The sequence below is a fragment of the Tyzzerella sp. An114 genome, from assembly GCF_002161055.1.
GTDB lineage: Bacteria > Bacillota > Clostridia > Lachnospirales > Anaerotignaceae > Fimicola > Fimicola cottocaccae.
Map to the genome: position 1 here is coordinate 1 of NZ_NFLT01000007.1, position 24,150 is coordinate 24,150.

Here is a 24,150-nt window from a genome sequence, read left to right on the forward strand (position 1 = left end):
CAGTGACTGGGGTGAAGTCGTAACAAGGTAGCCGTATCGGAAGGTGCGGCTGGATCACCTCCTTTCTATGGAGATTTGGTTGAAGTGAATTTAACTGTTTAGTTTTGAAGGACCAATTAATTAAATTTAATAGGTTTATAAATATTTTCGGTGATGATGCGTTTAGGGGACACACCCGTTCCCATTCCGAACACGACGGTTAAGACCTAAACGGCTGATGATACTTGGTGGGAAGCCGCCTGGGAAAGTAAGTGGTCGCCGGGATTATGGGCTCATAGCTCAGCCGGTTAGAGCGCACGCCTGATAAGCGTGAGGTCGGTGGTTCGAGTCCACTTGAGCCCACTTTTAAGAAAATATTATATTATACTATGGGGGTTTAGCTCAGTTGGGAGAGCACCTGCCTTGCAAGCAGGGGGTCACGAGTTCGAATCTCGTAATCTCCACTCAGCATTGAATAACAGAGTTATTTAGTGCACTGTACCTTGAAAACTGAATATTGTAAAAAAAGAGTCAATTAAATCGAGAAAAAACAAATTCTAAAAGATTTAACATGCAGTAAAGATTTATTTAATTAGATAATTCTTACAACAAATATGTAGTATCGCTACTACATTCAAGCATAGACAAAATGGTCAAGCAATAAAGAGCACAGGGCGAATGCCTTGGCACTAGGAGCCGAAGAAGGACGTGATAAGCTGCGAAAAGCTACGGTGAGGTGCACATAACCAGTGACCCGTAGATATCCGAATGGGGGAACCTGCTTGAGAAAACCTCAAGTATCGTTAAGTGAATACATAGCTTAACGAGGGAACACGCCGTGAACTGAAACATCTAAGTAGCGGCAGGAGAAGAAAGAAAACTCGATTTCCAAAGTAGCGGCGAGCGAAATGGAAATAGGCCAAACCGCGGAACCTGGTTCTGCGGGGTTGCGGACTGTATAAGGTATTGACAATTGATAGTCGAATTGTTTTGGGAAAGCAAACCGTAGACGGTGAAAGTCCAGTAGACGAAATCGAAAGTCAGCTGACAGTATCCAGAGTACCACGGGACACGAGAAACCCTGTGGGAAGCCGGGGGGACCACCCCCCAAGCCTAAATACTCCCTAGTGACCGATAGTGAAGCAGTACTGTGAAGGAAAGGTGAAAAGAACCCCGGGAGGGGAGTGAAAAAGAACCTGAAACCCTGTGCTTACAAACAGTCAAAGCACGCAAGTGTGATGGCGTACTTTTTGTAGAACGGTCCGGCGAGTTACTACTACTAGCGAGGTTAAGTACTGAGAAGGTACGGAGCCGAAGGGAAACCAAGTCTGAATAGGGCGCAGAGTTAGTATTAGTAGACCCGAAACCGGGTGACCTATCCATGTCCAGGTTGAAGGAACCGTAAAAGGTTTTGGAGGACCGAACACACATCTGTTGAAAAAGGTGGTGATGAGGTGTGGATAGCGGAGAAATTCCAATCGAACTCGGAGATAGCTGGTTCTCCTCGAAATAGCTTTAGGGCTAGCCTCGAGAGGAGTCTAACGGAGGTAAAGCACTGAACTGACGCGGGGCCCCACAAGGTTACCAACTCATATCAAACTAAGAATGCCGTCAAGATACCCTCGGGAGTCAGACTACGTGAGATAAGTTTCGTGGTCAAAAGGGAAAGAGCCCAGACCGACAGCTAAGGTCCCTAAATACGTGTTAAGTGGAAAAGGATGTGGGATTTCGAAGACAACTAGGATGTTGGCTTAGAAGCAGCCATACATTTAAAGAGTGCGTAATAGCTCACTAGTCGAGAAAACCTGCGCCGAAAATTATCGGGGCTAAAACACGATACCGAAGCTACGGACTCACGCCAAGCGTTGAGTGGTAGAGGAGCATCCTGTAAGGACGAAGCCATAGCGAGAGCAATGGTGGACGAAACAGGAGAGAGAATGCCGGAATGAGTAGCGAGATAGAAGTAAGAAACTTCTAGGCCGAATATCTAAGGTTTCCTGGGTAAAGCTAATCTTCCCAGGGTAAGTCGGGACCTAAGGCGAGGACGAGAGTCGTAGTCGATGGACAACTGGTAGAGATTCCAGTACTGCGAATAATCAGAACTGTGGGGACACAGGAGGATAGGCAAACCGGGAAAAGGAAAAGCCCGGTCAAGTACAAAGGTCTAGGTGATAGGCAAATCCGTCACCGTAATGCTGAAGTGCGATGAGGACCGAATAATAGTAGGGAAGTTGCCGAATCCACACTGTCGAGAAAAGCCGCTATTGTGTTATTCGTACCCGTACCGTAAACCGACACAGGTAGATGAGGAGAAAATCCACAGGCCGACGGGAGAAGTGTTGTTAAGGAACTCGGCAAAATGACCCCGTAACTTAGGGATAAGGGGAGCCACAGCAATGTGGTCGCAGAAAAGAGGCTCAAGCGACTGTTTAGCAAAAACACAGGTCTCTGCGAAACCGTAAGGTGAAGTATAGGGGCTGACACCTGCCCGGTGCTGGAAGGTTAAAAGGAGAGGTTAGCGCAAGCGAAGCTTTGAATTCAAGCCCCAGTAAACGGCGGCCGTAACTATAACGGTCCTAAGGTAGCGAAATTCCTTGTCAGGTAAGTTCTGACCCGCACGAAAGGTGTAACGATTTGAGCACTGTCTCGACAACACGCCCGGTGAAATTGAAGAACCAGTGAAGATACTGGTTACCCGCAACAGGACGGAAAGACCCCATGGAGCTTTACTGCAGCCTGATACTGGGATTCGATGATGTATGTACAGGATAGGAGGGAGACTGAGAGCCCGGAACGCCAGTTTCGGAGGAGTCGCCGGTGGGATACCTCTCTTATATCATTGGATTTCTAACCTGCATCTGTTATCCAGATGAGGGACAATGTCAGGCGGGCAGTTTGACTGGGGCGGTCGCCTCCTAAAAGGTAGCGGAGGCGCTCTAAGGTCACCTCAGAATGATTGGAAACCATTCAAAGAGTGTAAAGGCAAAAGGTGGCTTGACTGCGACAGCGACGGTTGGAGCAGGTACGAAAGTAGGACTTAGTGATCCGGTGGTAATAAGTGGGAATGCCATCGCTCAACGGATAAAAGCTACCCTGGGGATAACAGGCTTATCTCCCCCAAGAGTTCACATCGACGGGGAGGTTTGGCACCTCGATGTCGGCTCATCGCATCCTGGGGCTGAAGTAGGTCCCAAGGGTTGGGCTGTTCGCCCATTAAAGCGGTACGCGAGCTGGGTTCAGAACGTCGTGAGACAGTTCGGTCCCTATCCGTTGTGGGCGCAGGATATTTGAGAGGAGCTGTCCTTAGTACGAGAGGACCGGGATGGACATACCTCTGGTGGACCAGTTGCAAACCGATTGCACAGCTGGGTAGCTATGTATGGAACGGATAAACGCTGAAGGCATCTAAGCGTGAAGCCGCCCTCAAGACTAGATATCCCATTCTTCGGAAGTAAGACCCCTTGAAGACTACAAGGTAGATAGGTTCGAGGTGTAAGCACAGTAATGTGTTTAGCTGACGAATACTAATAGGTCGAGGGCTTGACCAATAAAAAAAGTCAATAAAAAGGTATTGACAAGAAAAGAATTTGATGATAAAATGATTGAGTGACTGAAAAGAAGCAATATTCAGTTTTGAGGGTATAGCCCTTAAGAAAAAAGAAGATTTCCGGTGATGATGCGTTCAGGGGACACACCCGTTCCCATTCCGAACACGACGGTTAAGACCTGAACGGCTGATGATACTTGGTGGGAAGCCGCCTGGGAAAGTAAGTGGTCGCCGGGATTAATAATCCTCGATAGCTCAGCGGTAGAGCACTCGGCTGTTAACCGATAGGTCGTAGGTTCGAATCCTACTCGGGGAGCCAATTTTAATAAGGCCCAATGGTCAAGCGGTTAAGACACGGCCCTTTCACGGCTGTAACCCGGGTTCGATTCCCGGTTGGGTCATTTTAATTTAATATGCCGATGTGGCTCAATTGGCAGAGCAGCTGACTTGTAATCAGCAGGTTAACGGTTCGAGTCCGTTCATCGGCTTTAATGTGGGTCTTTAGCTCAGTTGGTTAGAGCATCCGGCTCATAACCGGACGGTCCTGGGTTCGAGTCCCCGAAGACCCACCATTTTTATTAAATTAATTTTTTTAAACTTAATATGGCTCAGTAGCTCAGTTGGTTAGAGCGCCGGCCTGTCACGCCGGAGGTCGAGGGTTCGAGCCCCTTCTGAGTCGCCATTATGGGAGTTTAGCTCAGCTGGGAGAGCACCTGCCTTACAAGCAGGGGGTCACAGGTTCGAGCCCTGTAACTCCCATTTTTATATATATATGCCCGAGTGGCGGAACTGGCAGACGCACAGGACTTAAAATCCTGCGGGGTAAAACCCGTACCGGTTCGATTCCGGTCTCGGGCAGTTTCTAAAGCATTAAACTTATGTTTAATGCTTTTTTTATTTTTTAATAAAAATAAAAAAATAACTGGCAAAATTATGCCAGCTATTTTAAATATTATTTGTATTTTATTTTAATAATTTTCTTGATTGATAGTATTATAAAAAAAATTCCCAATATATTTATTAATAACATATTGATTGAATAATTGCTTATTTCTTTATCTAAAAATAATACTAGAGGAAATATTGTTAAAATAAAACCTAAAAATATTAATACTATTGGAATATAATATTTTTTCTGTATTAATATTTGTCTTAATATAATTAAAAAACTTAAAAATATTCCTATAAAACTTAATCCAGGAGAGTCATCTTCATTTCCCAGTGTAAATAATACTGTTCCAATAATTATACCTAATATAATAAAAATTATGTTTTTTAGATTATAATGGGTATTCATATAAATCTCCTTTAATATAATTAATTTTTAAATTTTTAATATCTTATCATATCTCTTGTTATATCACTTATTGAGAATGCTCCACACATTGCCATTGTGTCTTTAAGCTCTGCTCCTAATTTATCTATATATGTTTTAACTCCTTCTTTATCACCGCCATATACAGCTGTTACGAATGGTCTACATATTAAAACACCGTCAGCTCCCATAGCAAGGGCTTTAAATATATCTGTTCCAGAACGTATTCCACCATCAACAAATACTTTCATACTACCGTTAACAGCGTCAACTATTTCTCCTAAAACCTCAGCTGTTGCAGCACATTGGTCAAGAACTCGTCCGCCGTGGTTTGAAACTACTATGGCATAAGCTCCTGCTTCTTTTGCCTTTAATGCTCCTTTAACTGTCATTACACCTTTTACTATAAATGGAACTTTTGCTTCTTTTACTATTTCTGAAAGCTCTGATACAGATTTGCTTCCTGCTGGTGGTGTCATATTTTTGAGAAATGGAAGTCCCGCTGCATCAATATCCATAGCAACAGCAAAAGAATTTGCTTCTTTAACAAGGGTTAATTTTTCTTTTATTGTATCTATATTCCATGGTTTAACAGTAGGTATTCCGATACCATTATTTTCTTTTATAGCTTTTGTTGCTGCAATCATAACATTTGGGTCTGTGCCGTCTCCTGTAAATGCTGCTATGCCTTTTTCTGCACAAGCTGATACAAGTACATCATTATATGTAACATCGTTGTATTTATCACTATAATGAAGTGTTACAGCTCCTACTGGACCAGCAAAAAATGGATATTCAAATTTTTTACCAAATAATTCAACAGATGTATCAACAGTTTTGTTTTTACATATTGTATCCATGTTTACACGTATTTCTTGCCATTTTGAATAGTTTCTTATAGCTGTGTCACCAACACCCTTTGCTCCGGGACCAGGTATTTTGTTTTTACAAGCAACACCATTACATACAGGGCAAGCTTTGCAGAGTTCTCCTATATTTTTTTTTGCGTTTTCTAATACTTCGTTGTAGTTCATAAAAGAAATCCCCCTTTAAATATTACAATAATACTTTAGTATTTATTATAACACTTTAATTTTGATATTTATTAAGAATTTATTAAAAACCATTTATATATATAGAAAAATTTTGTTTTACATTTTATAATTTATATAAAATAATGTGGAACAAATAGGTACACATTTTAGTCTAATTTATTAAAAGGAATATTAAAATATTATAAGGAGGGATTTTTTATGAAATATAATGTTAAAAAATTTGTGGCTGTTGTTTCTGCTGCTATAATGACATTTGGAGCTTTTTCTGTTAATGCTTTTGCATATACTGAAAATCGTGTTACAAATCAGGTTAGAGTTAAATCAGGTACAGAACTTACAGAGAGTAATGCTCCTAAACTTATTATAAATGGAAGCGAAGACCATAAAGAAAACTTTAGTTTTGAAGTTTATCTTGATAATGCTGAATGGACAGATAAATATTCTGAAAAAGGCGAATTAGAAAATGGTGTTGAGTATGTAAAACTTACATCAACAAGAATGATTATAAATGTTGATGTAGCAAAATTTGATGCTGTAAATGATGATATAGAAATACCTCTTTATGTTTCTGTTGAAGGCTCTGGAGATGCATATGTTGGTATAAATTCAAAAAGTTCAGCTGTTTCAAGTGGTGAGTATAAATTTGCAACTGCTGGAACAAGTGAAATTAAAATATATAATGAACCTGTTGAAAATATGAAAGAAAACGGTTCTATAAATGAAATTGTTATTCAGGACGATTTTAATTCAAATATAAAAAGTGGAACAAAATATACTATAAAACTTAAAGGTGGTTTTGCTTTTGCTGAACTTCCAACAATGGACAATTCAGGAAAATACTCAAACAAAACAAAAGTAGAGTTTGGAAATGATGATAAAACATCTTTAGTTATAACAGTTACAAGTGGAACTCCTTCTGGAACAGGTAGTATTACTCTTACAGATATAAAACTTGACACAAAAAATGCTTCCTATGGAGATATAAAGGCTGATTTTACAAACAGTGCTGGAGGAAGTGGAGAGCTTAAATTTGGAACTTTTGGCGATAGCAATTTGACAGCAAGTGAAATAAAATTTGATAGTAGTATAAAATATGAAGATGACAAGGCTGTAATAAGTGGTACAGGTACAAAAGGTAAAATATTAGTATTGACTATTGATGATAAAGAAATTGACAGATTAAGAGTTGATGAAAATGGTCAGTGGCAGTTTAGCGTTGATAAAAATTCTGTAAATGACGGAAAAACTCATACAATACAAGCTGCATACTATAATGGTGATACAAAAGAACTTTATTATATTACAAAGCTTGAATACAGTGGAGAAACAAAAAAATCTGTTGTTTATGCAATAGGCGCTAATGGATATTTTTATAATGATAAACAGGTTTATACAGACGGAGTTCCTTATATTGACCAGTCAGGCAGAACAATGATACCTCTTAGAACATTTTCAAATTCAATGGGAATTTCTGATACAGATATAAATTGGAATGCCCAAACAGGAGAAATAACAATAAAAACACCAGAAGGAGATATTTATCTCAAAGTAGGAGGAACAACAATATCATCACCAAAGGGCGAAATAAAACTTGAATGTCCTGCAACTATAAAAGATAATCGCACATACATACCACTTAGAGGAGTACTTAATGCCTATGGAATTTCTGATGATAATATAGAGTGGAGTCCAAGTTCAGAGACAATAACTGTATTCTATTAATATTATTAAAATATTTAAGATATTTATAAAAGGGGATACCTTTTGGTATCCCTTTTTGTTTTATTATATTTTGGTATATTTTGTTATATATTGATTTATAGTTTATACTTAATAGAGAGGCTTTTATATCAGAAAGGTGGAATACATGAAAAATAAAATTTCTTTAGCACTTTCAAAAAACTTTCTCTTTTTCTTATTAGTTTCGATTTTAGGTTGGATTTATGAAGTTTTTCTTGATGTTGTTGTTTATCGCTGGGGATTTTCAAACAGAGGTGTTTTAAAAGGTCCTTATTTACCTGTATATGGCTGTGGAGCTTTGGCAATGCTTTTTTGTCTAAAAAATTTGATGAAAAAGAAAATAAAAGTTTCTAAAATAAATATAACTCCAGCTATTGTTTTTGTTGGTATAATGGCAATAACAACATTTATAGAGCTTATTGCTAGTTATATTATGGAATGGACAAAGGGAGAATGGCTTTGGGATTATACAAGATTTAATTTCAATTTTCAAGGAAGAATTGCTTTAAATCCTAGTGTGCGTTTTGGTATAGGTGGAATGGTTATACTTTATTTTATATATCCGTTTTTTGAAAAATTTGTAAATTATATAGGAATTAAAAAGACAACAATAATTGCATTAATAACAAGTATTATTATGTTTGTAGATTTTATATTCTCTTTTGCTATATAAAGTGTATAAAAATTTTGAAAAAACGGATTTTAATTATACAGCCTCTTTGTTGATTTTAAAGTTGAAATGTGATACAGTTTTTTATATTGAAAATTTTTAGATTTTTTAGATTATAAGGCTTTTTGCCACAGGAGGATATATAAAATGTGCGGTTTTTGCGGTTTTACAGGTAACCTTGTAAAAAGTGAAGAAATACTCACTGGAATGATGAATAAAATCATTCATAGAGGTCCTGACAGTGAAGGAAAATTTATTAGTGATGATATTGCTATGGGATTTCGTCGTTTAAGTATCATTGACCTTGACCACGGTTCTCAGCCTATGTCAAATGAGACAGACAATATTGTTATAACTTTTAATGGTGAGATATACAATCATCAAGAACTTAGAGAAGACCTTATTGCTAAAGGTCATGTATTTAAAAATAATTCAGATACAGAGGTTCTTATTCACTCTTATGAGGAATATGGCGAAAAAATGCTTGATAACCTTAGAGGTATGTTTGCTTTTGTTATATGGGACAGCAAAAACAAAACTCTTTTTGGTGCAAGAGACTTTTTTGGAATAAAACCTTTTTATTATGCTGAAATAGACGGACAACTTGTTTATGGTTCAGAGATAAAAAGTATACTTGAATATCCAGGATATAAAAAAGCTGTAAATAAAGTTGCTCTTGAAAATTATCTTACTTTCCAGTATTCAGTTCTTGAGGAGACATTCTTTAAAGGTATATACAAACTTATGCCTTCTCATTGTTTTACATTTAAAGATGGTAAAATGGATATAAAACGTTATTGGGAGCCTGTTTTTGAAGCTGATGAAAGTAAAAATCTTGATGACCTTGTTGATGAGATAGACAACGCTATGCAGGACTCTATCAAAAAACATAAAATAAGTGATGTTGAGGTTGGTTCATTCCTTTCAAGTGGTGTTGACTCAAGCTATGTTGCCGCTTGTTTTAAAGGTGATAAAACATTCACAGTAGGCTTTGATTATGAAAAATATAATGAAATAGATTATGCAAAAGCTCTTTCAAAGAAAATTGGAATTGATAATTACAGCAAACTTATAACAACTGATGAGTATTGGGATACAATATCAAAAGTTCAGTACCATATGGACGAGCCTTTAGCTGACCCTTCTGCTGTTGCTCTCTATTTTGTAAGTCAGACAGCAGCAAAACACGTTAAAGTTGCTCTCTCTGGAGAGGGTGCTGATGAATTCTTTGGAGGATATAATATATACAGAGAGCCTCATTCACTTGCTCCTATAACAAGACTTCCTATGCCTGTTAGAAAAGGTCTTGGAAAGGTTGCAAAGGCTATTCCTTTCAAAGTTAAAGGTAAAAATTATCTCATAAGAGGAAGTAAAACTTTACAGGAAAGATTTATAGGAAATGCTTTTATGTTTAATGAGGAGGAAAGAGAAAAAATTCTCAAAAATCCTACTGGAAAATATCCTCATACACAGCTTACAAAACCTTTCTATGATAAAGTTAAGGATAAAGACGAAGTTACGCAGATGCAATATATAGACATTCATTTCTGGCTTATAGGAGATATTCTCTTAAAGGCTGATAAAATGAGTATGGCTCATTCTCTTGAGGTTAGAGTTCCTTTCCTTGATAAAGAGGTATTTAATGTTGCAAGAACTGTACCTGTAAAATACAGAGTTACAAAAGAAAATACAAAATATGCCATGAGAATGGCTGCTCATAGATATTTACCTGATATGGTTGCAGAGAAAAAGAAATTAGGTTTCCCTGTTCCAATTCGTATATGGCTTAAAGAGGATAAATACTATAATAAAGTTAAAAAAGCTTTCACAGGCACTGCTGCAAGAGAATTTTTCAATGTTGATGAGATTGTAAAACTTCTTGATGAGCATAAAGCCGGAAAAGCTGATAACAGCAGAAAAATTTGGACAATATTTGTATTTATACTTTGGCATAAAGAATATTTTGGTAAAAAAGCTGCTTAATGAGATTAAATGAGATTAAACGGCACAGTTTAACTGTGCCGTATTTTTTTTGTGTTAAAATATTTTTAAGTTTTTTTAATGTTCTAAAACCCTTTTAAGGTTTATAATTAGTTATATAAATATAGTAAGTTAAATATGAAAAGGAGAAATAATATGAAAAAAATATATAGTTTACTCCTTGTTATTTTAATTCTTTTTTCATTCACAGCCTGTTCTTCAAATATATCAACATCAGAAGATAGTGTTGAGACAGTTTCAGAATTTAATTTTGAAGGGCAGAAGGCTAATGGTAAAAAAGAAGAAAATTCTGACAATGAGGAAAAACGGATAACTACTGATGACGGAGCACCAGTAGCAGGACAAAACATATCAGAGGACTTTTCTATTATGAGAAATCCTGTTGACTCTCTTATACGTTGTATGATTGAAAATAATATGGAATATGAGCCTCGTAATCCTGTTTTCTTTTGGAAAGCTATATTTTATTTTGCTAGTGGATATGGTGAGGGAGAGGAGCTTACAGAGGTTTATGATAATGAAATAAAAATATCAAGACAGAAAGTTCAGGAGTATGCAACAGTTCTTTTCTATGATTATGACGACCTTATGGAAATACCTGAAGAAGTCTCAAATTTTGTGACATATGATGAAAGTTATGATGCCTATATATTTAAAAGAGGAGATGTTGGTCTTGCATATTCATCAATAGAAAGTGTTAAAAATACAGATAATGGCTATAATGTTGTAGCTGATTTTTACACTATGGGTGATAAAAATATGGAATTGGATAGTAAATGGAATGTTGAAATGGTTGATAATCCTTATGTAAGTGGTATAACAGAGCTTAAATATTTATATACAATAAAAAGTATTGAAAAACAGTAATTTCATAAAATAAAAAGGGTGCTTTGCACCCTTTTTATTAGACATATTTATTTATTACTTTCATTACTTCTTTTACACCGTCATTGAGATTACTTTTTGACATGGCTTCAATATAAGTATCTTTTGTATCATAAAGTTTTCTTATGGCTCTTTCTAAAGAAGCATAAGTCATGTCTTCCTCTTTTAATACCATTGAGAAACCTTGTTTTTCAAAGGAGGAAGCATTTAATATTTGGTCACCTCTACTGGCATTTGCAGATAATGGAATTAATAAATTAGGTTTCTTTAATGCTAAAAACTCTGATATTGAGTTTGAACCTGCTCTTGAAACAATTATATCTGCCGCTGCCATAATGTGAGGAAGTTCTGATGATACATACTCAAATTGAGTATAACCCTTTGTTCCATTTAAAGTTTTATCAACATTGTTTTTTCCGCATATGTGAACAAGGTCAAAGTCCTTTAAAAGTGTTTTGAGAGCACCTCTAAGCTGTGTATTTATTTTTACAGAGCCAAGACTTCCGCCCATCATCATTATAACAGGACGACTTCCATCAAAACCACATATTTCAAGACCTTTTTTAGCATCACCCATAAAGAGTTCTTTTCTTATAGGTGTTCCTGTGTTTATGCCTTTATTTTCAGGTATATATTTAAGTGTTTCTGGAAATGTTGTGCATACACATTTTGCAAAAGGCATTGCAATTTTATTTGCCAAGCCTGGTGTTATATCAGATTCATGAACAACAACAGGAATTTTATTAAGCTTTGCTCCAAGTACAACAGGTACAGCCACAAAGCCACCTTTTGAAAATACAATATCAGGTTTAAGTTTTCTTAAAAGGAAGTAGGCTTCTTTAACTCCTTTTACAACTCTAAACATATCTGTGATATTGTCTTTTGAGAGATAGCGTCTTAATTTTCCTGTTGGAACAGAATAGTAAGGAACTTTTTCTTTTTCTATAAGATTTTTTTCAATGCCATCTTTTGTACCTACATAGCATACTTCAAAGCCTTCATCATAGAGTGATGGCAAAAGTGCTATATTAGGTGTAACATGACCGGCTGTTCCACCGCCTGTTAAAACTATTTTTTTCATATTATATCAACTCCGTATAGTCCTATAAAATATTTTATATTTTATATTATAATATCAGAGTTTTTAAATTAGTTCTATGAAAAAAATAAAATAATTTTTATAAAGTATTTGTAGAAAGATATGTCATTGTCTTTTAGTTTAAATATCAGTACTTTTGTGTTATAATACATAAAATATTACCGTTTTCAGTTGGGAGGTATTTTTATCAGATACAAAAAATTTTTAACTTCAATATTAGCAGTTGGAATGCTTTTTTCCGGCTGTAACATAAAAAAAGATGAACAGCCACCTATTGAGGTGAGCCAAGATGAAACAGAAAATCAGGAAGATATTCAAAATCAACAGACACAAAAAGAGGAACAATATTATACATCATATAATGCAACTCTTGAGTATGTTCCTGAAACTTCTACAATAAAGGCTATTGAAAAAATAACTTATAAAAATACAACAGGTAAAAAATTAAGTGAACTTTATATGAATGTATATGCAAATGCTTTCACTGAAGGCAGTGGATATTCACCTTATCTTGAAAATGAGGAAGTTTCTGTTTTTCCTAATGGAAAAGAGTATATGAATTTTAATATAACATCACTTACTGTTGGAGGAAAAGAAGTTCCTTACAGTATAAATGGAACATCTTTATGTATACAGCTTTCAGAGGCTCTTTATAATGATGCTGAGACAGAAATAACATTACAGTTTGATGTAGTAATTCCTAATATGCACCATGAAACAGGAAAGAATGACAATATTTTATGGGCAGGAAATATACTTCCTGTTATGGCTGTTTACGATAACTATGGCTGGAATAAGAGCGTTTATTATCCTATTGGCGAAAGTCATTACAATGATGTTGGAAACTATAATATAGTTGTTAAAACACCTGAACAGTATAATGTTGTAGCTACCGGAATAGAAAATTCAACAGCTCTTGATGGTATTAGAACAACTGTTATAGAAGCTAAACTTGTAAGAGATTTTGCTTTTGCTATAAGTGACTCTTTAGTTTCAAAGAGTGTTAAAACTGATGAGACAGGTGTAAGAATAAATCTTTATTATTATACTTATGATGAAGCAAAAGCTGAAGAAATTATAAACTATGCAAATAGTATAATGGAATACTATGTTAAAAATGTTGGAAGCTATCCTTATAATCACATTGATATTGTTGAGGCAAGTTTATATAATAAAGGGGATATGCAATTTTCAGGTGTATCATTTATAGATGAAAGTTGGTTTTTAGAGGGAAGTTTAATATCAAACTTTGATTTGAATTTAGGATATCAATGGTTTGATTGTGTTGTTGGAACAGACTGTGTAAAAGAACCTTGGCTTAGAGAGTGTTTTGAGGGATTTTTACAGTATATGATGAATTATACTGAAAGTGAACTTGATACTGTTATGGAGAGTGAATATAATTTACTCAAAAAAGATATTGAAGGTTTGCAGTATACAGAACTTAGTAATCCATTAATAAAATATACAACAAAATTACAGTTTGACAATATACAAAAAAGAAAATCTACAATGATGATGTATGCTCTTTATAAAGAAATGGGAGCAGAAAAATTCTCTGAATTTGTTAAATCTTATGTGACAGAATATTCATTTAAAAATATAACATCAAATGAATTTTTCAGAACAGCAGAGAAAATTTATGGAAAGAGTCTTTATGATTTCTTTAATGAATGGGTAAATGGAACAAAGATACCTAAATTGACTTTTGAGAAAGAAACTACAACAGAAAAAACAGAAACACAAGAAACAGCGAAATAATAAAAAAAGCCGACTTAGTCGGCTTTTTTTATTATGCTTTTTTCATTTTATTTTTTATAAAAATCCATGAAATTATTATGTAAGTTTTGAAAAAATACTGCATATACATAAAATAAAAAAGGAGTTTATCCAATGTACCCATATAATATCACCTCAAATTATAATAATAAAAATGTAAATATAAATTCAGCTGAAAGAGAAACAAAACTAGAAGCTATGTCTTTTACAGACAAAAGACTTTTAAAACTTGTTGGACTTATGGCAGAAGAAACAATGACACTTTCAAATTTTTATAAAGACCTTTATAAAAATATTTCTGATAATAATGATAGAGAAACAATAAAAGATATATATCTTGATATGGTGAAATCAAGAAAATATCTTGAGGACATTTATTTCAGGTCTTCTGGTGAAAAGGTTTCATATAACAATGATGTAAATAAAAAAATTACAGGCAATAAATCTTCTGATTTTGAAAAGGGATTAATATATCTTTCAGAATATTCAAGAGGAATACGCTCCCTTTATGGTCTTTTTAAAGACAGTGAAATAAAAGATTATATTATTGAAATACTTTCAGATGTTTTAGGTAATATGTGCCTTATAAATTTCATATATATTAAAAATAAATGATTACTGTAAAATATTACTATTTATAAAACTTCATTACAACAAAAATCATTGTAAATTTTATTGCATTATTTTGCTTTTTATAATACTTTTACTGTGGTATACTGATAAAATAAATATACTAATGAAAGGCAGTGTAAAAATATGAGCGATTGTATATTCTGTAAAATAATAAAAGGCGAAATTCCTTCAGCAACAATATTTGAAGATGATGAGTTTAAAGTAATTCTTGACAGATTTCCAAGTGGTGAGGGACACGTTTTAATTATTCCTAAAAATCATGTGGCAAATATTTTTGAGATTGACGAGGAACAGGCAGGAAGACTTTTTAAACTTGCTGTTAAAGTTTCAAAAGTTATGAAAGATGTTTTAGGCTTTGAAAATATGAATGTTCTCCAGAATAATGGAGAGGTTGCAGGACAGAGCGTTTTCCATTTCCATATGCACCTTATACCTAGATATGAAAATGATGGTATAAATATAAAATGGAACCCTACTGAGCCAACTGATGAAGATATAGAAGCTGTGAGAAAGAAACTTGCAGAGAAATTTTAATATAAAAAGAACTGCTAAAGTGTTTTAGCAGTTCTTTTATTTATATTATTTTTTAATTTTGAAATTCTGCTTCTCTTGTTGCTTTAGCAAGAGAAAAATATCCGTCTAAATTTCCTTGTGTAGCTGTAACAGTAATATCATAAGAACTTTTAAATATTCCTTTTTTCCATACTATTGAACCACTTGAATAAGGTTCAACTATTACAGGGTCTTTATCATCAACTATCAATTTTGCACTGTAAGGTGAATTGTTTGCATAAAAAGCTTTTCCATAAGGTTGACTGCTAGTTAACTCAATTGTTGCTGGAAAATTAGGACGGTCTACTAATCTATAATTAGAATGGTCGTAAGAAACACTGCGACTTTCTATACCAGTAGAATTTTCCTCTAAGACAGTCTCACTTGTTATATTAGTTTTTTCTAATGGTTTATCTTGAGCAAATACTGGAACTGAAAAAATAAAACAACTTGATATCATAGTACTTAATATTAATTTTTTAAACTTCATATTTATCCCTCCTATAATTATTTTACATTATTTGCAATTTTATTATATAAACTTACATAAAAGATGTCAATATCTATATTTAACAAAAATTTCCAGATATTTTGTGCTGTTGACAAATCTATATTAAAATAATAAAATAATTAGATTGAAATACAGATGAAAGGATTGTTTATATGATTAAAAAATTATTGTTGGCTGGAATTATGACAGCTATGGTACTTTCAGGCTGTTCATCAAGTGATGACAAAAAAGAAGAAAACACAAATACAACACAGAATGAAGAAAATACATCTTCTGACCCAGATGCAGAATATGAAGCATTAAAAGAAAAACTTTTGGGAGGAGCTGGAGATAAATTCCCACAGCTTGAAGAACCAAAAGAAGGGGAAGAAATAGCTATTGTTAAAACAAATATGGGAGATATAAAAATAAAGTTATGCCCAGAGGAAGCTCCTAAGGCTGTTGAGAACTTTGTTACCCATGCAAAAGAAGGATACTATGACGGACTTACAATTCATAGAGTTGTAAAAGATTTTGTTATACAGGGTGGAGATCCTGCCGGAAATGGTACAGGGGGAGAAAGTATCTGGGGTGAACCTTTTGAAGATGAGTTTAGCCAAGATATGTACCACTTTAACGGTGCTGTTGCTATGGCAAACAGTGGAGCAAATACAAATGGAAGTCAGTTCTATATAGTTGCTCGTCCTACAATGCTTGATGGTTATTTTGAGTATGTTGACAGTGTAACTGAAGAAAATGGAGACAGTGAGCTTCTTGTAAATCCAAGTACAAATAAAATATTCAGATTTAATTATTCTGAAGAGGCAAGAAATAAATATAATGAACTTGGGGGAACTCCAGAACTTGATTATGGATATTCTGTTTTCGGACAGGTTTTTGAAGGTCTTGATATTGTAAATGTTATAAATTCTGTTGAGGTTGATGAAAATGATAAGCCTGTCACAGATGTTGTTATAGAGACAATTGAAATAGTAAAATACAGTAAATAATTTTAATATTGGTCTGCAAAGGTGCAGAGTTTGAAATTCTGTTTTTTTAAACAGGGTTTTAAAAGTCACCTTTGCAGATTTTTTTATTTAAAAAAATGGGAATAATTATTTTTGAATTTTTCCGCAGAAATAAATGTCAATGCGGTTAAAATATATTGATATATAGAGGATAAAAACAGAGAGGTGTAAAAAATGGATACTAAGTATATTTTTGTTACAGGCGGTGTTGTTTCAGGTCTTGGAAAAGGAATAACAGCGGCTTCATTGGGAAGACTTTTAAAAGCTAGAGGATATAGTGTAACAATTCAGAAGTTTGACCCGTATATAAATATAGACCCAGGAACAATGAGCCCATATCAGCATGGAGAAGTTTTTGTCACAGAGGACGGAGCAGAAACTGACCTTGATTTAGGACATTATGAAAGGTTTATTGATGAAAATTTAACTGTAAACAATAATACAACAACAGGTAAGATATATTGGTCTGTACTTAACAAAGAGAGAAAAGGAGAATATCTTGGTGCAACTGTTCAAGTTATACCACATATAACAAATGAGATAAAAGACAGAGTTTATAGAACAGCAAAATCATCTCAAAGTGACATTGTTATAACTGAAATTGGTGGAACTGTTGGAGATATAGAAAGTACTCCTTTCCTTGAGGCTATAAGACAAGTTGGCAGAGAAAAAGGCAGAGAGAATGTTTTATATATTCATGTTACATTACTTCCTTATCTTTCAAAGGGTGGAGAGATGAAAACAAAACCTACTCAGCATTCTGTAAAAGAGCTTTTATCAATAGGAATACAGCCTGACATAATAGTTTTAAGAACAGAACATGAAATTTCAGAGGATATAAAGAAAAAACTTGCCCTTTTCTGTAATGTTACTGATGATGCAATAATAGAGAACCTTGACGCAGATAGTTTATATGAAATCCCTATTATGCTTGAAGAAGAAGGACTTGCAGATATAACTTGTAAAAAATTAGGCATTGAAAATAGACAAGCTGATATGTCTGAATGGATTGAAATGCTTGAAAAAGAAAGAAATATATCTAAAAAAGTTAATATTGCCGTTGCCGGAAAATATGTTGAACTTCATGACGCTTATATATCAATAGTTGAAGCCTTACATCATGGAGGAATATATCATGGGGCTGATGTTAATATACAATGGATTAATACAGAGGAAGTTACAGAAGAAAATGCAAGTGAAATATTTAAGGACACAGACGGTATACTTGTACCAGGAGGCTTTGGAGATAGAGGTCTTGAGGGAAAAATATTATCTGTAAAATATGCAAGGGAAAATAATATACCTTTCTTTGGAATATGTCTTGGAATGCAGTGTGCTGTAATAGAGTTTGCAAGAAATGTTGTTGGTCTTTCTGGGGCTTCAACAGCTGAAATAGGAGAAACTCCATATCCTGTTATTGATATTATGCCGGAACAGAAAGATATTGACAATATGGGAGGAACAATGAGACTTGGTGCTTATCCTTGTAAAGTTTCATTAAATTCAAACACATATAATGCTTATGGTAAAGAGCTTATATATGAACGTCATCGTCATCGTTATGAGTTTAATAATGAGTACAGAAAACAGCTTACAGAAGCAGGACTTTTTATTTCTGGAACATCTCCTGATGATAGACTTGTTGAGATTGTAGAGCTTAAAAATCATATATGGTTTACAGGCGTTCAGTTCCACCCTGAATTTAAGTCAAGACCAAATAGACCACACCCTCTTTTTGTTGACTTTGTGGGGGCGGCTATTTCAAAGAGAGAAAATTAATTAAAATGGTAAAATATGTATTTATTGTATAAAATACATATTTATAAATAATATAAAAATGCCGTCCTTTTTATGACGGCATTTTTATTTTTAAGGGATTTTATATTTTATTTTAAAAATTTGATTTTATTAATTTATTAAGAAAAATTTAATAATATGCACAATGAAAAAAATCTGATTTTATGGTATCTTATAAATAGTGAAAAATTTGATAAGAAGGAGGAGTGAGCTTTTGGTTAGAGAGATTGATTTGAATTTAGAAAATAACAGCGATGAAAAAATAGAAAAGATACTTGTTTGTATTACAGCTCAAAGTAATTCTGTAAGGCTTATTGATAGAGCTGCCAAAGTTGCCGATGAAAATAATGGTGAATTACATATACTCCATGTTCTTAGAGGAAACAACGTTTTTAATAATAGTGAGACTTTAGCTCTTTTACAAAGACTTTTTATGTATGGCGGAGGAAAGGGCGGTATGATACATGCTTTTTGTAACGATGATGTTTGCAAAAGCATATCTGATTTTGTTTTAGAAGAAAATATAACAAAAGTTGTTCTTGGAGAACCTCCTTCTGAAAATGTTAAAAAAAGTAAGAAACATACAGAAAGCTTTTTTGATAAAATAGTTAAAAGTCTTCCGAAAAGTGCCCAGATTATAATTGTTGAAAAGGAAGATAAACATTAAAATAAAATATAATATGTTGTTATCTATTTACAAATAATTTGTGTAATTTACGGTATTTTTAAATTTTTGTTGCAATAAAGGGCAATATATATTATTATTTCAATTATGTGTAAGTTTAAAATAGTTTAAAAGGAGAGAAATAAAATGAGTTTATATGAAAGTTGGATGAGCAAAGCCTTTACAAAAGAAGGTAGAAGCGTTGATGCTGTTTGGGACCAGTATCTCCCAAGAGAACAGAAAATATATGAATATATTATAGGTGAAAAAGTTCAGACTATTGAAGGAAAAGTTGCTGAGCTTGCTGCTAGATTTAACATGACAGCTGAAGAAATAGTTGCTTTCGTTGATGGTATCAATGAAGTTATTCCTGAAAGCTATGATATAAATTCTCTTGAAGAAAATTCAGATGTAAAACTTTACATTGATTTTGAAAAACTTTTCAAGAAAATGGTTGAATATAAAGCAGAACATCTCTATACACTTCCACAGTGGGACGGTATATTTGATGCACAGAAAAAACATGAGCTTACAATGGAGCAGAAAAAATCACGTACTATCGTAAAAGGACTTAAAGTTGGACGTAATGACCCTTGTCCATGCGGTAGCGGTAAAAAATTCAAAAAATGTTGCGGGGCGTAATTTAGATGGATACAATTTTGGCTAAAGTTGATTATGATAACCCCGACATGAGCCAGATTAAAAAAGCTGCCGACATTCTCAAAAGGGGAGGGTTGGTAGCTTTTCCTACAGAAACGGTTTATGGTCTGGGGGGAAACGGTCTTGATGCTTCGGCTTGCCGAAAAATATATGAGGCAAAGGGTAGACCTTCGGACAATCCTCTTATACTTCATATTTCCGACATTTCCCAGCTTGACCCTATAGTTTCAAAAATACCTGAAAAGGCTAAGGTTATAATGAATAAGTTTTGGCCGGGGCCTTTAACTATTATATTTCCAAAGGCTGAATGTGTGCCTAAGGAGATAACAGGAGGATTTAACACTGTTGCAGTGAGATTTCCTTCCCATAAAATAGCAAGACTTATAATACAGGAAGCTGGACTTCCTATTGCCGCACCTAGTGCCAATTCTTCAGGTAAACCAAGCCCAACAAGAGCTTCTCATGTTGAGTTTGACCTTTTTGGAAAAATTGATATGATTGTTGACGGTGGAGCTACTGAAGTAGGTCTTGAATCAACAATAATTGATGTTACAAATGAAACTCCTATGCTTCTTAGACCGGGTGCTATTACTCGTGAAATGATTGAAGAAGTTATAGGACATATTGATGTTGACCCAGCTGTTTTTTCAAAACCGGATAAAAACCTTGTTCCAAAGGCTCCCGGAATGAAATATACACACTATTCACCTAAAGCCTCTGTTATTCTTGTTAAAGGTGATATTGAAAAAGTTATTGAGAAAATCAATAATCTTGCTGAAAATGATGAAAAACAGGGTGTAAAGGTTGGAATAATGGCAACATTACAGACAAAGGATAAATACTCTTTCGGTACAGTTCTTGATGTAGGCGACAGAGAGAACCCTGAAACCATAGGAAGTAACCTTTTTAAAATGCTTAGAAAATTTGATTTTTTAGGCGTTGATGTGGTTTATTCTGAGGTTTTTGATGAAGCGGGAGAGGGTGCTGCCATAATGAATAGACTTAATAAGGCGGCAGGATATAACTATATAAATGTATAATTAAAGAAAGGACGTGTTTTTATGATAGCTTTAGGTTGTGACCATGGTGGATTTGCTCTTATGAAAGAGGTTATTGATTACCTTGAAAAAAATGGATTAGAATATAAAAATTTTGGAACATACTCTGAGGAATCATGTGATTATCCTGTTTATGGAAAAGCTGTTGCAAATGCTGTTGCATCTGGAGAATGTGAAAAAGGAATTCTTATTTGTGGAACAGGTATAGGTATATCAATTTCTGCAAATAAAGTTAAAGGTGTAAGAGCTGCTCTTTGTGGAGATTGTTTCTCAGCACAGGCAACAAGAGAACATAACGATGCAAATATACTTGCTATGGGTGCAAGAGTTACAGGAGCTGGACTTGCTCTTAAAATAGTTGATACATTCCTTAATACACCTTTCTCTAATGATGAAAGACATATAAGAAGAATTAATCAGATAGAGGACTAATTAATTATATTTAATAATTATTGATTGGAGTGTTTTTAATGGGAAAATTATTTGTTTCAGAACATCCACTTATAGCACATAAAATGACAATGCTTAGAGATAAAGACACTTGTGCTAAGGAATTTAGAGAACTTATATCAGAGGTTGCAACACTCTTATGTTATGAGGCTACAAGGGATGTACCTCTCTGTGATGCTGAGGTTACAACACCTATCACAAAAACACCTTGTAAAATTATAGAAACAGGTTTTGCTGTTGTTCCTATACTTAGAGCAGGAATAGGAATGGTTGATGGAATGTTAAGTCTTATGCCTACTGCAAAAGTTGGACATATAGGACTTTACAGAGACCCAAACACTTTAGAGCCTGTTGAATATTACTGTAAACTCCCTGTTGATATTGCAGAGAGAAAAGTATTTCTTACAGACCCTATGCTTGCCACAGGCGGTACTGCTGAGGCGGCAATCGGATTTTTAAAGGATAAAGGAGTAAAGGATATAACACTTTTATGTGTACTTTCTGCACCAGAAGGCGTTGAGAGAATACAAAAGGCTCACCCTGATGTTGATATTTATACAGCAGCCTATGACCCTAATCCTTTAAATGACCATGGATATATTGTTCCCGGACTTGGAGATGCCGGTGACAGAATTTTCGGCACAAAATAGTAGTGCCGTAAGGAGAGGATTTTAATTGGTGCATAACTGGGTTTTATATATTGCAGCTTTTGCCAGTGCTTTTGCAATAACACTTGTTACAACACCTCTGGCAAAAAAGATTTCAATAAAATTAAAGGCAATCGACTACCCAAAGGACAGAGGTATGCATAAAAAACCTATGCCACGTATGGGTGGTATAGCCATTGTTCTTGGTTTTATGATTTCTGTTCTTGTGCTTATGCAGTATATACCTGATATTGAGACAAGACAACTTGCCGGATTTATGGTTGGTGCCGGAATAATAGTTGTACTTGGCATTTTTGATGATATATATGCTTTGAGAGCAAGACTTAAACTTTGTGTTCAGATTATAGCAGCTTTAGTTGTTGTATGTACAGGCACAAGAATAAATGTTGTATTATGGCCTTTTACAGCATATCTTCAAACATTAAGCGGACCTATAACTTTGATGTGGATTATAGGTGTTACAAATGCTGTAAACCTTATTGATGGACTTGATGGACTTGCTGCTGGAGTTTCTTCAATAGCTTCACTTTGTCTTATGGTTCTCTGTATACTTACAGGAAGTGAGTCTGCCGTAGTTTTAACAGCGGCTCTTGCAGGAGCTTGTCTTGGATTTTTACCAAGAAACTTTAATCCTGCTGAAATATTTATGGGAGATACAGGAGCAACATTTTTAGGCTTTGTACTTGCAGTAACTAGTATTATGGGAGTATTTAAAGGATATGCAATACTTGCTCTTATAGTCAGTATGCTTTCACTGGGGCTTCCTGTATTTGACACACTTTTTGCTATGGGAAGACGAGCTATACATCACAAACCTATTATGGAGGCTGACAGAGGTCATCTTCATCATAGACTTATAGACAGAGGATTTTCACAGAAACAAGCAGTTATAATACTTTATGGTATAAGTTTCTGTTGTGGTATGGTTGCCATATTTATATCTTTAAGAGACATAAGAACACTTCTTATAGTTATTGCCTCTGTTGTTATTTTAAGTTTTGTAATATATTATTTTAACTCATACATAAATAATAAAAAAGACGAATAAAAAAAGGTGCCTTGTGGCACCTTTTTTTATTTCATCATATCAAACTTTTTAATCATTCTTATATCATCGCCGAAGAATTCTAAAGAAGTATAACTTCCAACAATTCTTGAAACAATTCTATCGCTGTATTGATTTATAATATCTTCCATAGAAAGATTTGTTGATATTACAACAGGTTTTCTGTTAATAAGTCGTGTATTTATAATATTAAAAAGCTCTGCACTTGAAAGTATAGTTGAAAACTCTGTTCCAAGGTCGTCTATTATAAAAAGGTCAACAGAAAGTATATCATCCATATAGTGGGAAGGTATATCCTCATCACCTATACGGTTAAATCTGTCTTCTTCTATAAGTTTGAAAAGTTGAGAGGCTGTAACATACATAACAGTTTTTCCACTATCAAGAAGTTCTTTTGCCATACAATTACAGAGAAAAGTTTTTCCTAATCCTGTTTTACCATATAAAAGAAGATTTTGAAATTTTTTATCAAAATCCTGAGTAAATTTTATACATACAGCCAATATATCCTGTATGTTTTCTCTTGGTGAAATATTTCTTTCAGGGTCTTTTTCTGTTGAGTAATATCTAATATCAAAGAAATCAAAATTTTCATTTTTTATAATATCTTTTAAGTTTGATTGGTCATAAGCCTTATCAACAAGTTTTTGTTTAAAGCAAGTACACTCTTTACCATCAATAAAACCTGTATCATGGCATTTTGTACAGTTGTATGAAAGTTCAAGAAAATTTTCAGGTATTCTGTTTGACCTTAAAATTTCTAGTTTTTCAGTTTTAAGCTCTGCTGTATGTTTTCTTAATCTTTCTGCCTTTTGTATATAGTCAACAGGTTGTTCAAGTATAAGACGGGCAAGACGTACTCCTGTTATGTTCATTTCTCTTTCTATATCAGCAAGACGAGGAAATTTTTTATATAGTTGTGTTTGTTTTTCTCTAAGCTCTGCGGACTTTTGACTTCTTAGTCTTTCGTAATCTCTTAGAACTTCTTTATATATTTCTGTTTTTCCTGACATT

The 24,150-nt window shown here is 34.2% G+C and carries 20 protein-coding genes, 9 tRNA genes and 4 rRNA genes; 28 read left to right on the forward strand and 5 right to left on the reverse strand.

Annotated elements, in window-relative coordinates:
- The 13 genes from B5E58_RS08030 to B5E58_RS08090 form a co-directional block, all read left to right on the forward strand.
- A 16S ribosomal RNA gene (locus B5E58_RS08030) occupies positions 1-65 on the forward strand; the annotation flags it as partial.
- An 81-nt stretch (positions 66-146) separates the two neighbouring features.
- Positions 147-264, forward strand: a 5S ribosomal RNA gene (gene rrf / locus B5E58_RS08035).
- Positions 265-268: 4 nt separating this feature from the next.
- Positions 269-342: transfer RNA gene (locus tag B5E58_RS08040), tRNA-Ile, on the forward strand.
- A 28-nt stretch (positions 343-370) separates the two neighbouring features.
- Positions 371-443, forward strand: a tRNA-Ala gene (locus B5E58_RS08045).
- A gap of 187 nt (positions 444-630) precedes the next feature.
- Positions 631-3,527: ribosomal RNA gene (locus tag B5E58_RS08050) — 23S ribosomal RNA — on the forward strand.
- A gap of 118 nt (positions 3,528-3,645) precedes the next feature.
- Positions 3,646-3,763, forward strand: a 5S ribosomal RNA gene (gene rrf / locus B5E58_RS08055).
- Positions 3,764-3,770: 7 nt separating this feature from the next.
- Positions 3,771-3,845 (forward strand) — tRNA-Asn (locus B5E58_RS08060).
- A 10-nt stretch (positions 3,846-3,855) separates the two neighbouring features.
- Positions 3,856-3,927, forward strand: a tRNA-Glu gene (locus B5E58_RS08065).
- A 14-nt stretch (positions 3,928-3,941) separates the two neighbouring features.
- Positions 3,942-4,014: transfer RNA gene (locus B5E58_RS08070), tRNA-Thr, on the forward strand.
- A gap of 7 nt (positions 4,015-4,021) precedes the next feature.
- Positions 4,022-4,098, forward strand: a tRNA-Ile gene (locus B5E58_RS08075).
- Between the two features lie 33 nt (positions 4,099-4,131).
- Positions 4,132-4,208: transfer RNA gene (locus B5E58_RS08080), tRNA-Asp, on the forward strand.
- Positions 4,209-4,212: 4 nt separating this feature from the next.
- Positions 4,213-4,285 (forward strand) — tRNA-Val (locus B5E58_RS08085).
- Between the two features lie 15 nt (positions 4,286-4,300).
- Positions 4,301-4,384: transfer RNA gene (locus B5E58_RS08090), tRNA-Leu, on the forward strand.
- Between the two features lie 94 nt (positions 4,385-4,478).
- Here B5E58_RS08090 and B5E58_RS08095 read toward each other — a convergent pair.
- Both B5E58_RS08095 and B5E58_RS08100 read right to left on the reverse strand, forming a co-directional pair.
- Positions 4,479-4,823, reverse strand: coding sequence for a hypothetical protein (locus B5E58_RS08095; RefSeq protein ID WP_088109183.1), 345 nt, complete (start codon positions 4,821-4,823; stop codon positions 4,479-4,481).
- Between the two features lie 35 nt (positions 4,824-4,858).
- Positions 4,859-5,875, reverse strand: a complete 1,017-nt coding sequence (locus B5E58_RS08100) for an alpha-hydroxy-acid oxidizing protein (protein WP_088109184.1) — start codon at positions 5,873-5,875, stop codon at positions 4,859-4,861.
- A gap of 219 nt (positions 5,876-6,094) precedes the next feature.
- Between B5E58_RS08100 and B5E58_RS08105 the strand changes: the two genes are divergently transcribed.
- The 4 genes from B5E58_RS08105 to B5E58_RS08120 all read left to right on the forward strand — a co-directional run bounded on the left by B5E58_RS08105 (position 6,095) and on the right by B5E58_RS08120 (position 11,174).
- Positions 6,095-7,618 carry a stalk domain-containing protein gene (locus B5E58_RS08105; RefSeq protein WP_088109185.1) on the forward strand — a complete coding sequence of 508 codons (1,524 nt, stop codon included), beginning with the start codon at positions 6,095-6,097 and terminating at the stop codon, positions 7,616-7,618.
- Between the two features lie 145 nt (positions 7,619-7,763).
- Complete coding sequence (locus B5E58_RS08110; protein WP_088109186.1) at positions 7,764-8,309, forward strand: putative ABC transporter permease; 546 nt, start codon at positions 7,764-7,766, stop codon at positions 8,307-8,309.
- A gap of 144 nt (positions 8,310-8,453) precedes the next feature.
- Positions 8,454-10,289, forward strand: coding sequence for an asparagine synthase (glutamine-hydrolyzing) (gene asnB, locus B5E58_RS08115; RefSeq protein ID WP_088109187.1), 1,836 nt, complete (start codon positions 8,454-8,456; stop codon positions 10,287-10,289).
- 153 nt (positions 10,290-10,442) lie between these two features.
- On the forward strand, positions 10,443-11,174 hold the full coding sequence (locus tag B5E58_RS08120) for a hypothetical protein (protein WP_088109188.1): 732 nt from the start codon (positions 10,443-10,445) through the stop codon (positions 11,172-11,174).
- A gap of 37 nt (positions 11,175-11,211) precedes the next feature.
- On the opposite strand, the gene B5E58_RS08125 is transcribed toward B5E58_RS08120, so the two are convergent.
- Positions 11,212-12,273 carry an undecaprenyldiphospho-muramoylpentapeptide beta-N-acetylglucosaminyltransferase gene (locus B5E58_RS08125; RefSeq protein WP_088109189.1) on the reverse strand — a complete coding sequence of 354 codons (1,062 nt, stop codon included), beginning with the start codon at positions 12,271-12,273 and terminating at the stop codon, positions 11,212-11,214.
- 189 nt (positions 12,274-12,462) lie between these two features.
- Here B5E58_RS08125 and B5E58_RS08130 point away from each other — a divergent pair, with 189 nt between their 5' ends.
- The 3 genes from B5E58_RS08130 (at position 12,463) to B5E58_RS08140 (ending at position 15,237) form a co-directional block, all read left to right on the forward strand.
- The gene (locus B5E58_RS08130; protein WP_158097707.1) at positions 12,463-14,052 is read left to right on the forward strand and encodes a M1 family metallopeptidase; all 1,590 of its coding nucleotides are present in this window, start codon (positions 12,463-12,465) and stop codon (positions 14,050-14,052) included.
- A 132-nt stretch (positions 14,053-14,184) separates the two neighbouring features.
- On the forward strand, positions 14,185-14,685 hold the full coding sequence (locus B5E58_RS08135) for a hypothetical protein (protein ID WP_088109191.1): 501 nt from the start codon (positions 14,185-14,187) through the stop codon (positions 14,683-14,685).
- A gap of 141 nt (positions 14,686-14,826) precedes the next feature.
- Entirely contained in the window at positions 14,827-15,237 is a 411-nt protein-coding gene (locus tag B5E58_RS08140; protein ID WP_088109192.1) for an HIT family protein, read from the forward strand.
- A 52-nt stretch (positions 15,238-15,289) separates the two neighbouring features.
- Here B5E58_RS08140 and B5E58_RS08145 read toward each other — a convergent pair whose 3' ends face one another.
- The gene (locus B5E58_RS08145) at positions 15,290-15,745 is read right to left on the reverse strand and encodes a hypothetical protein (RefSeq protein WP_088109193.1); all 456 of its coding nucleotides are present in this window, start codon (positions 15,743-15,745) and stop codon (positions 15,290-15,292) included.
- A gap of 173 nt (positions 15,746-15,918) precedes the next feature.
- On the opposite strand from B5E58_RS08145, the gene B5E58_RS08150 reads away from it, so the two are divergent.
- The 8 genes from B5E58_RS08150 (at position 15,919) to B5E58_RS08185 (ending at position 23,118) form a co-directional block, all read left to right on the forward strand.
- Positions 15,919-16,755: a peptidylprolyl isomerase gene (locus B5E58_RS08150; protein ID WP_088109194.1), complete on the forward strand. Its 837-nt coding sequence runs from the start codon at positions 15,919-15,921 to the stop codon at positions 16,753-16,755.
- 192 nt (positions 16,756-16,947) lie between these two features.
- Entirely contained in the window at positions 16,948-18,552 is a 1,605-nt protein-coding gene (locus B5E58_RS08155) for a CTP synthase (protein ID WP_088109195.1), read from the forward strand.
- 232 nt (positions 18,553-18,784) lie between these two features.
- Positions 18,785-19,237 carry a universal stress protein gene (locus tag B5E58_RS08160; RefSeq protein ID WP_158097708.1) on the forward strand — a complete coding sequence of 151 codons (453 nt, stop codon included), beginning with the start codon at positions 18,785-18,787 and terminating at the stop codon, positions 19,235-19,237.
- Positions 19,238-19,381: 144 nt separating this feature from the next.
- A complete protein-coding gene (locus tag B5E58_RS08165) occupies positions 19,382-19,876 on the forward strand; it encodes an SEC-C metal-binding domain-containing protein (protein WP_088109197.1) in 495 nt (164 codons plus the stop codon).
- A 5-nt stretch (positions 19,877-19,881) separates the two neighbouring features.
- Positions 19,882-20,934 (forward strand): L-threonylcarbamoyladenylate synthase, encoded by a 1,053-nt coding sequence (locus tag B5E58_RS08170; RefSeq protein ID WP_088109198.1) that lies wholly within the window; start codon positions 19,882-19,884, stop codon positions 20,932-20,934.
- A gap of 21 nt (positions 20,935-20,955) precedes the next feature.
- Positions 20,956-21,384 (forward strand): ribose 5-phosphate isomerase B, encoded by a 429-nt coding sequence (gene rpiB / locus B5E58_RS08175; RefSeq protein ID WP_088109199.1) that lies wholly within the window; start codon positions 20,956-20,958, stop codon positions 21,382-21,384.
- A gap of 38 nt (positions 21,385-21,422) precedes the next feature.
- On the forward strand, positions 21,423-22,052 hold the full coding sequence (upp, locus tag B5E58_RS08180; protein ID WP_088109200.1) for a uracil phosphoribosyltransferase: 630 nt from the start codon (positions 21,423-21,425) through the stop codon (positions 22,050-22,052).
- A gap of 28 nt (positions 22,053-22,080) precedes the next feature.
- Entirely contained in the window at positions 22,081-23,118 is a 1,038-nt protein-coding gene (locus B5E58_RS08185; RefSeq protein ID WP_242956634.1) for an MraY family glycosyltransferase, read from the forward strand.
- A gap of 26 nt (positions 23,119-23,144) precedes the next feature.
- On the opposite strand, the gene B5E58_RS08190 is transcribed toward B5E58_RS08185, so the two are convergent.
- Positions 23,145-24,149, reverse strand: a complete 1,005-nt coding sequence (locus tag B5E58_RS08190) for an ATP-binding protein (protein ID WP_088109202.1) — start codon at positions 24,147-24,149, stop codon at positions 23,145-23,147.
- Position 24,150 lies beyond the last annotated feature (1 nt).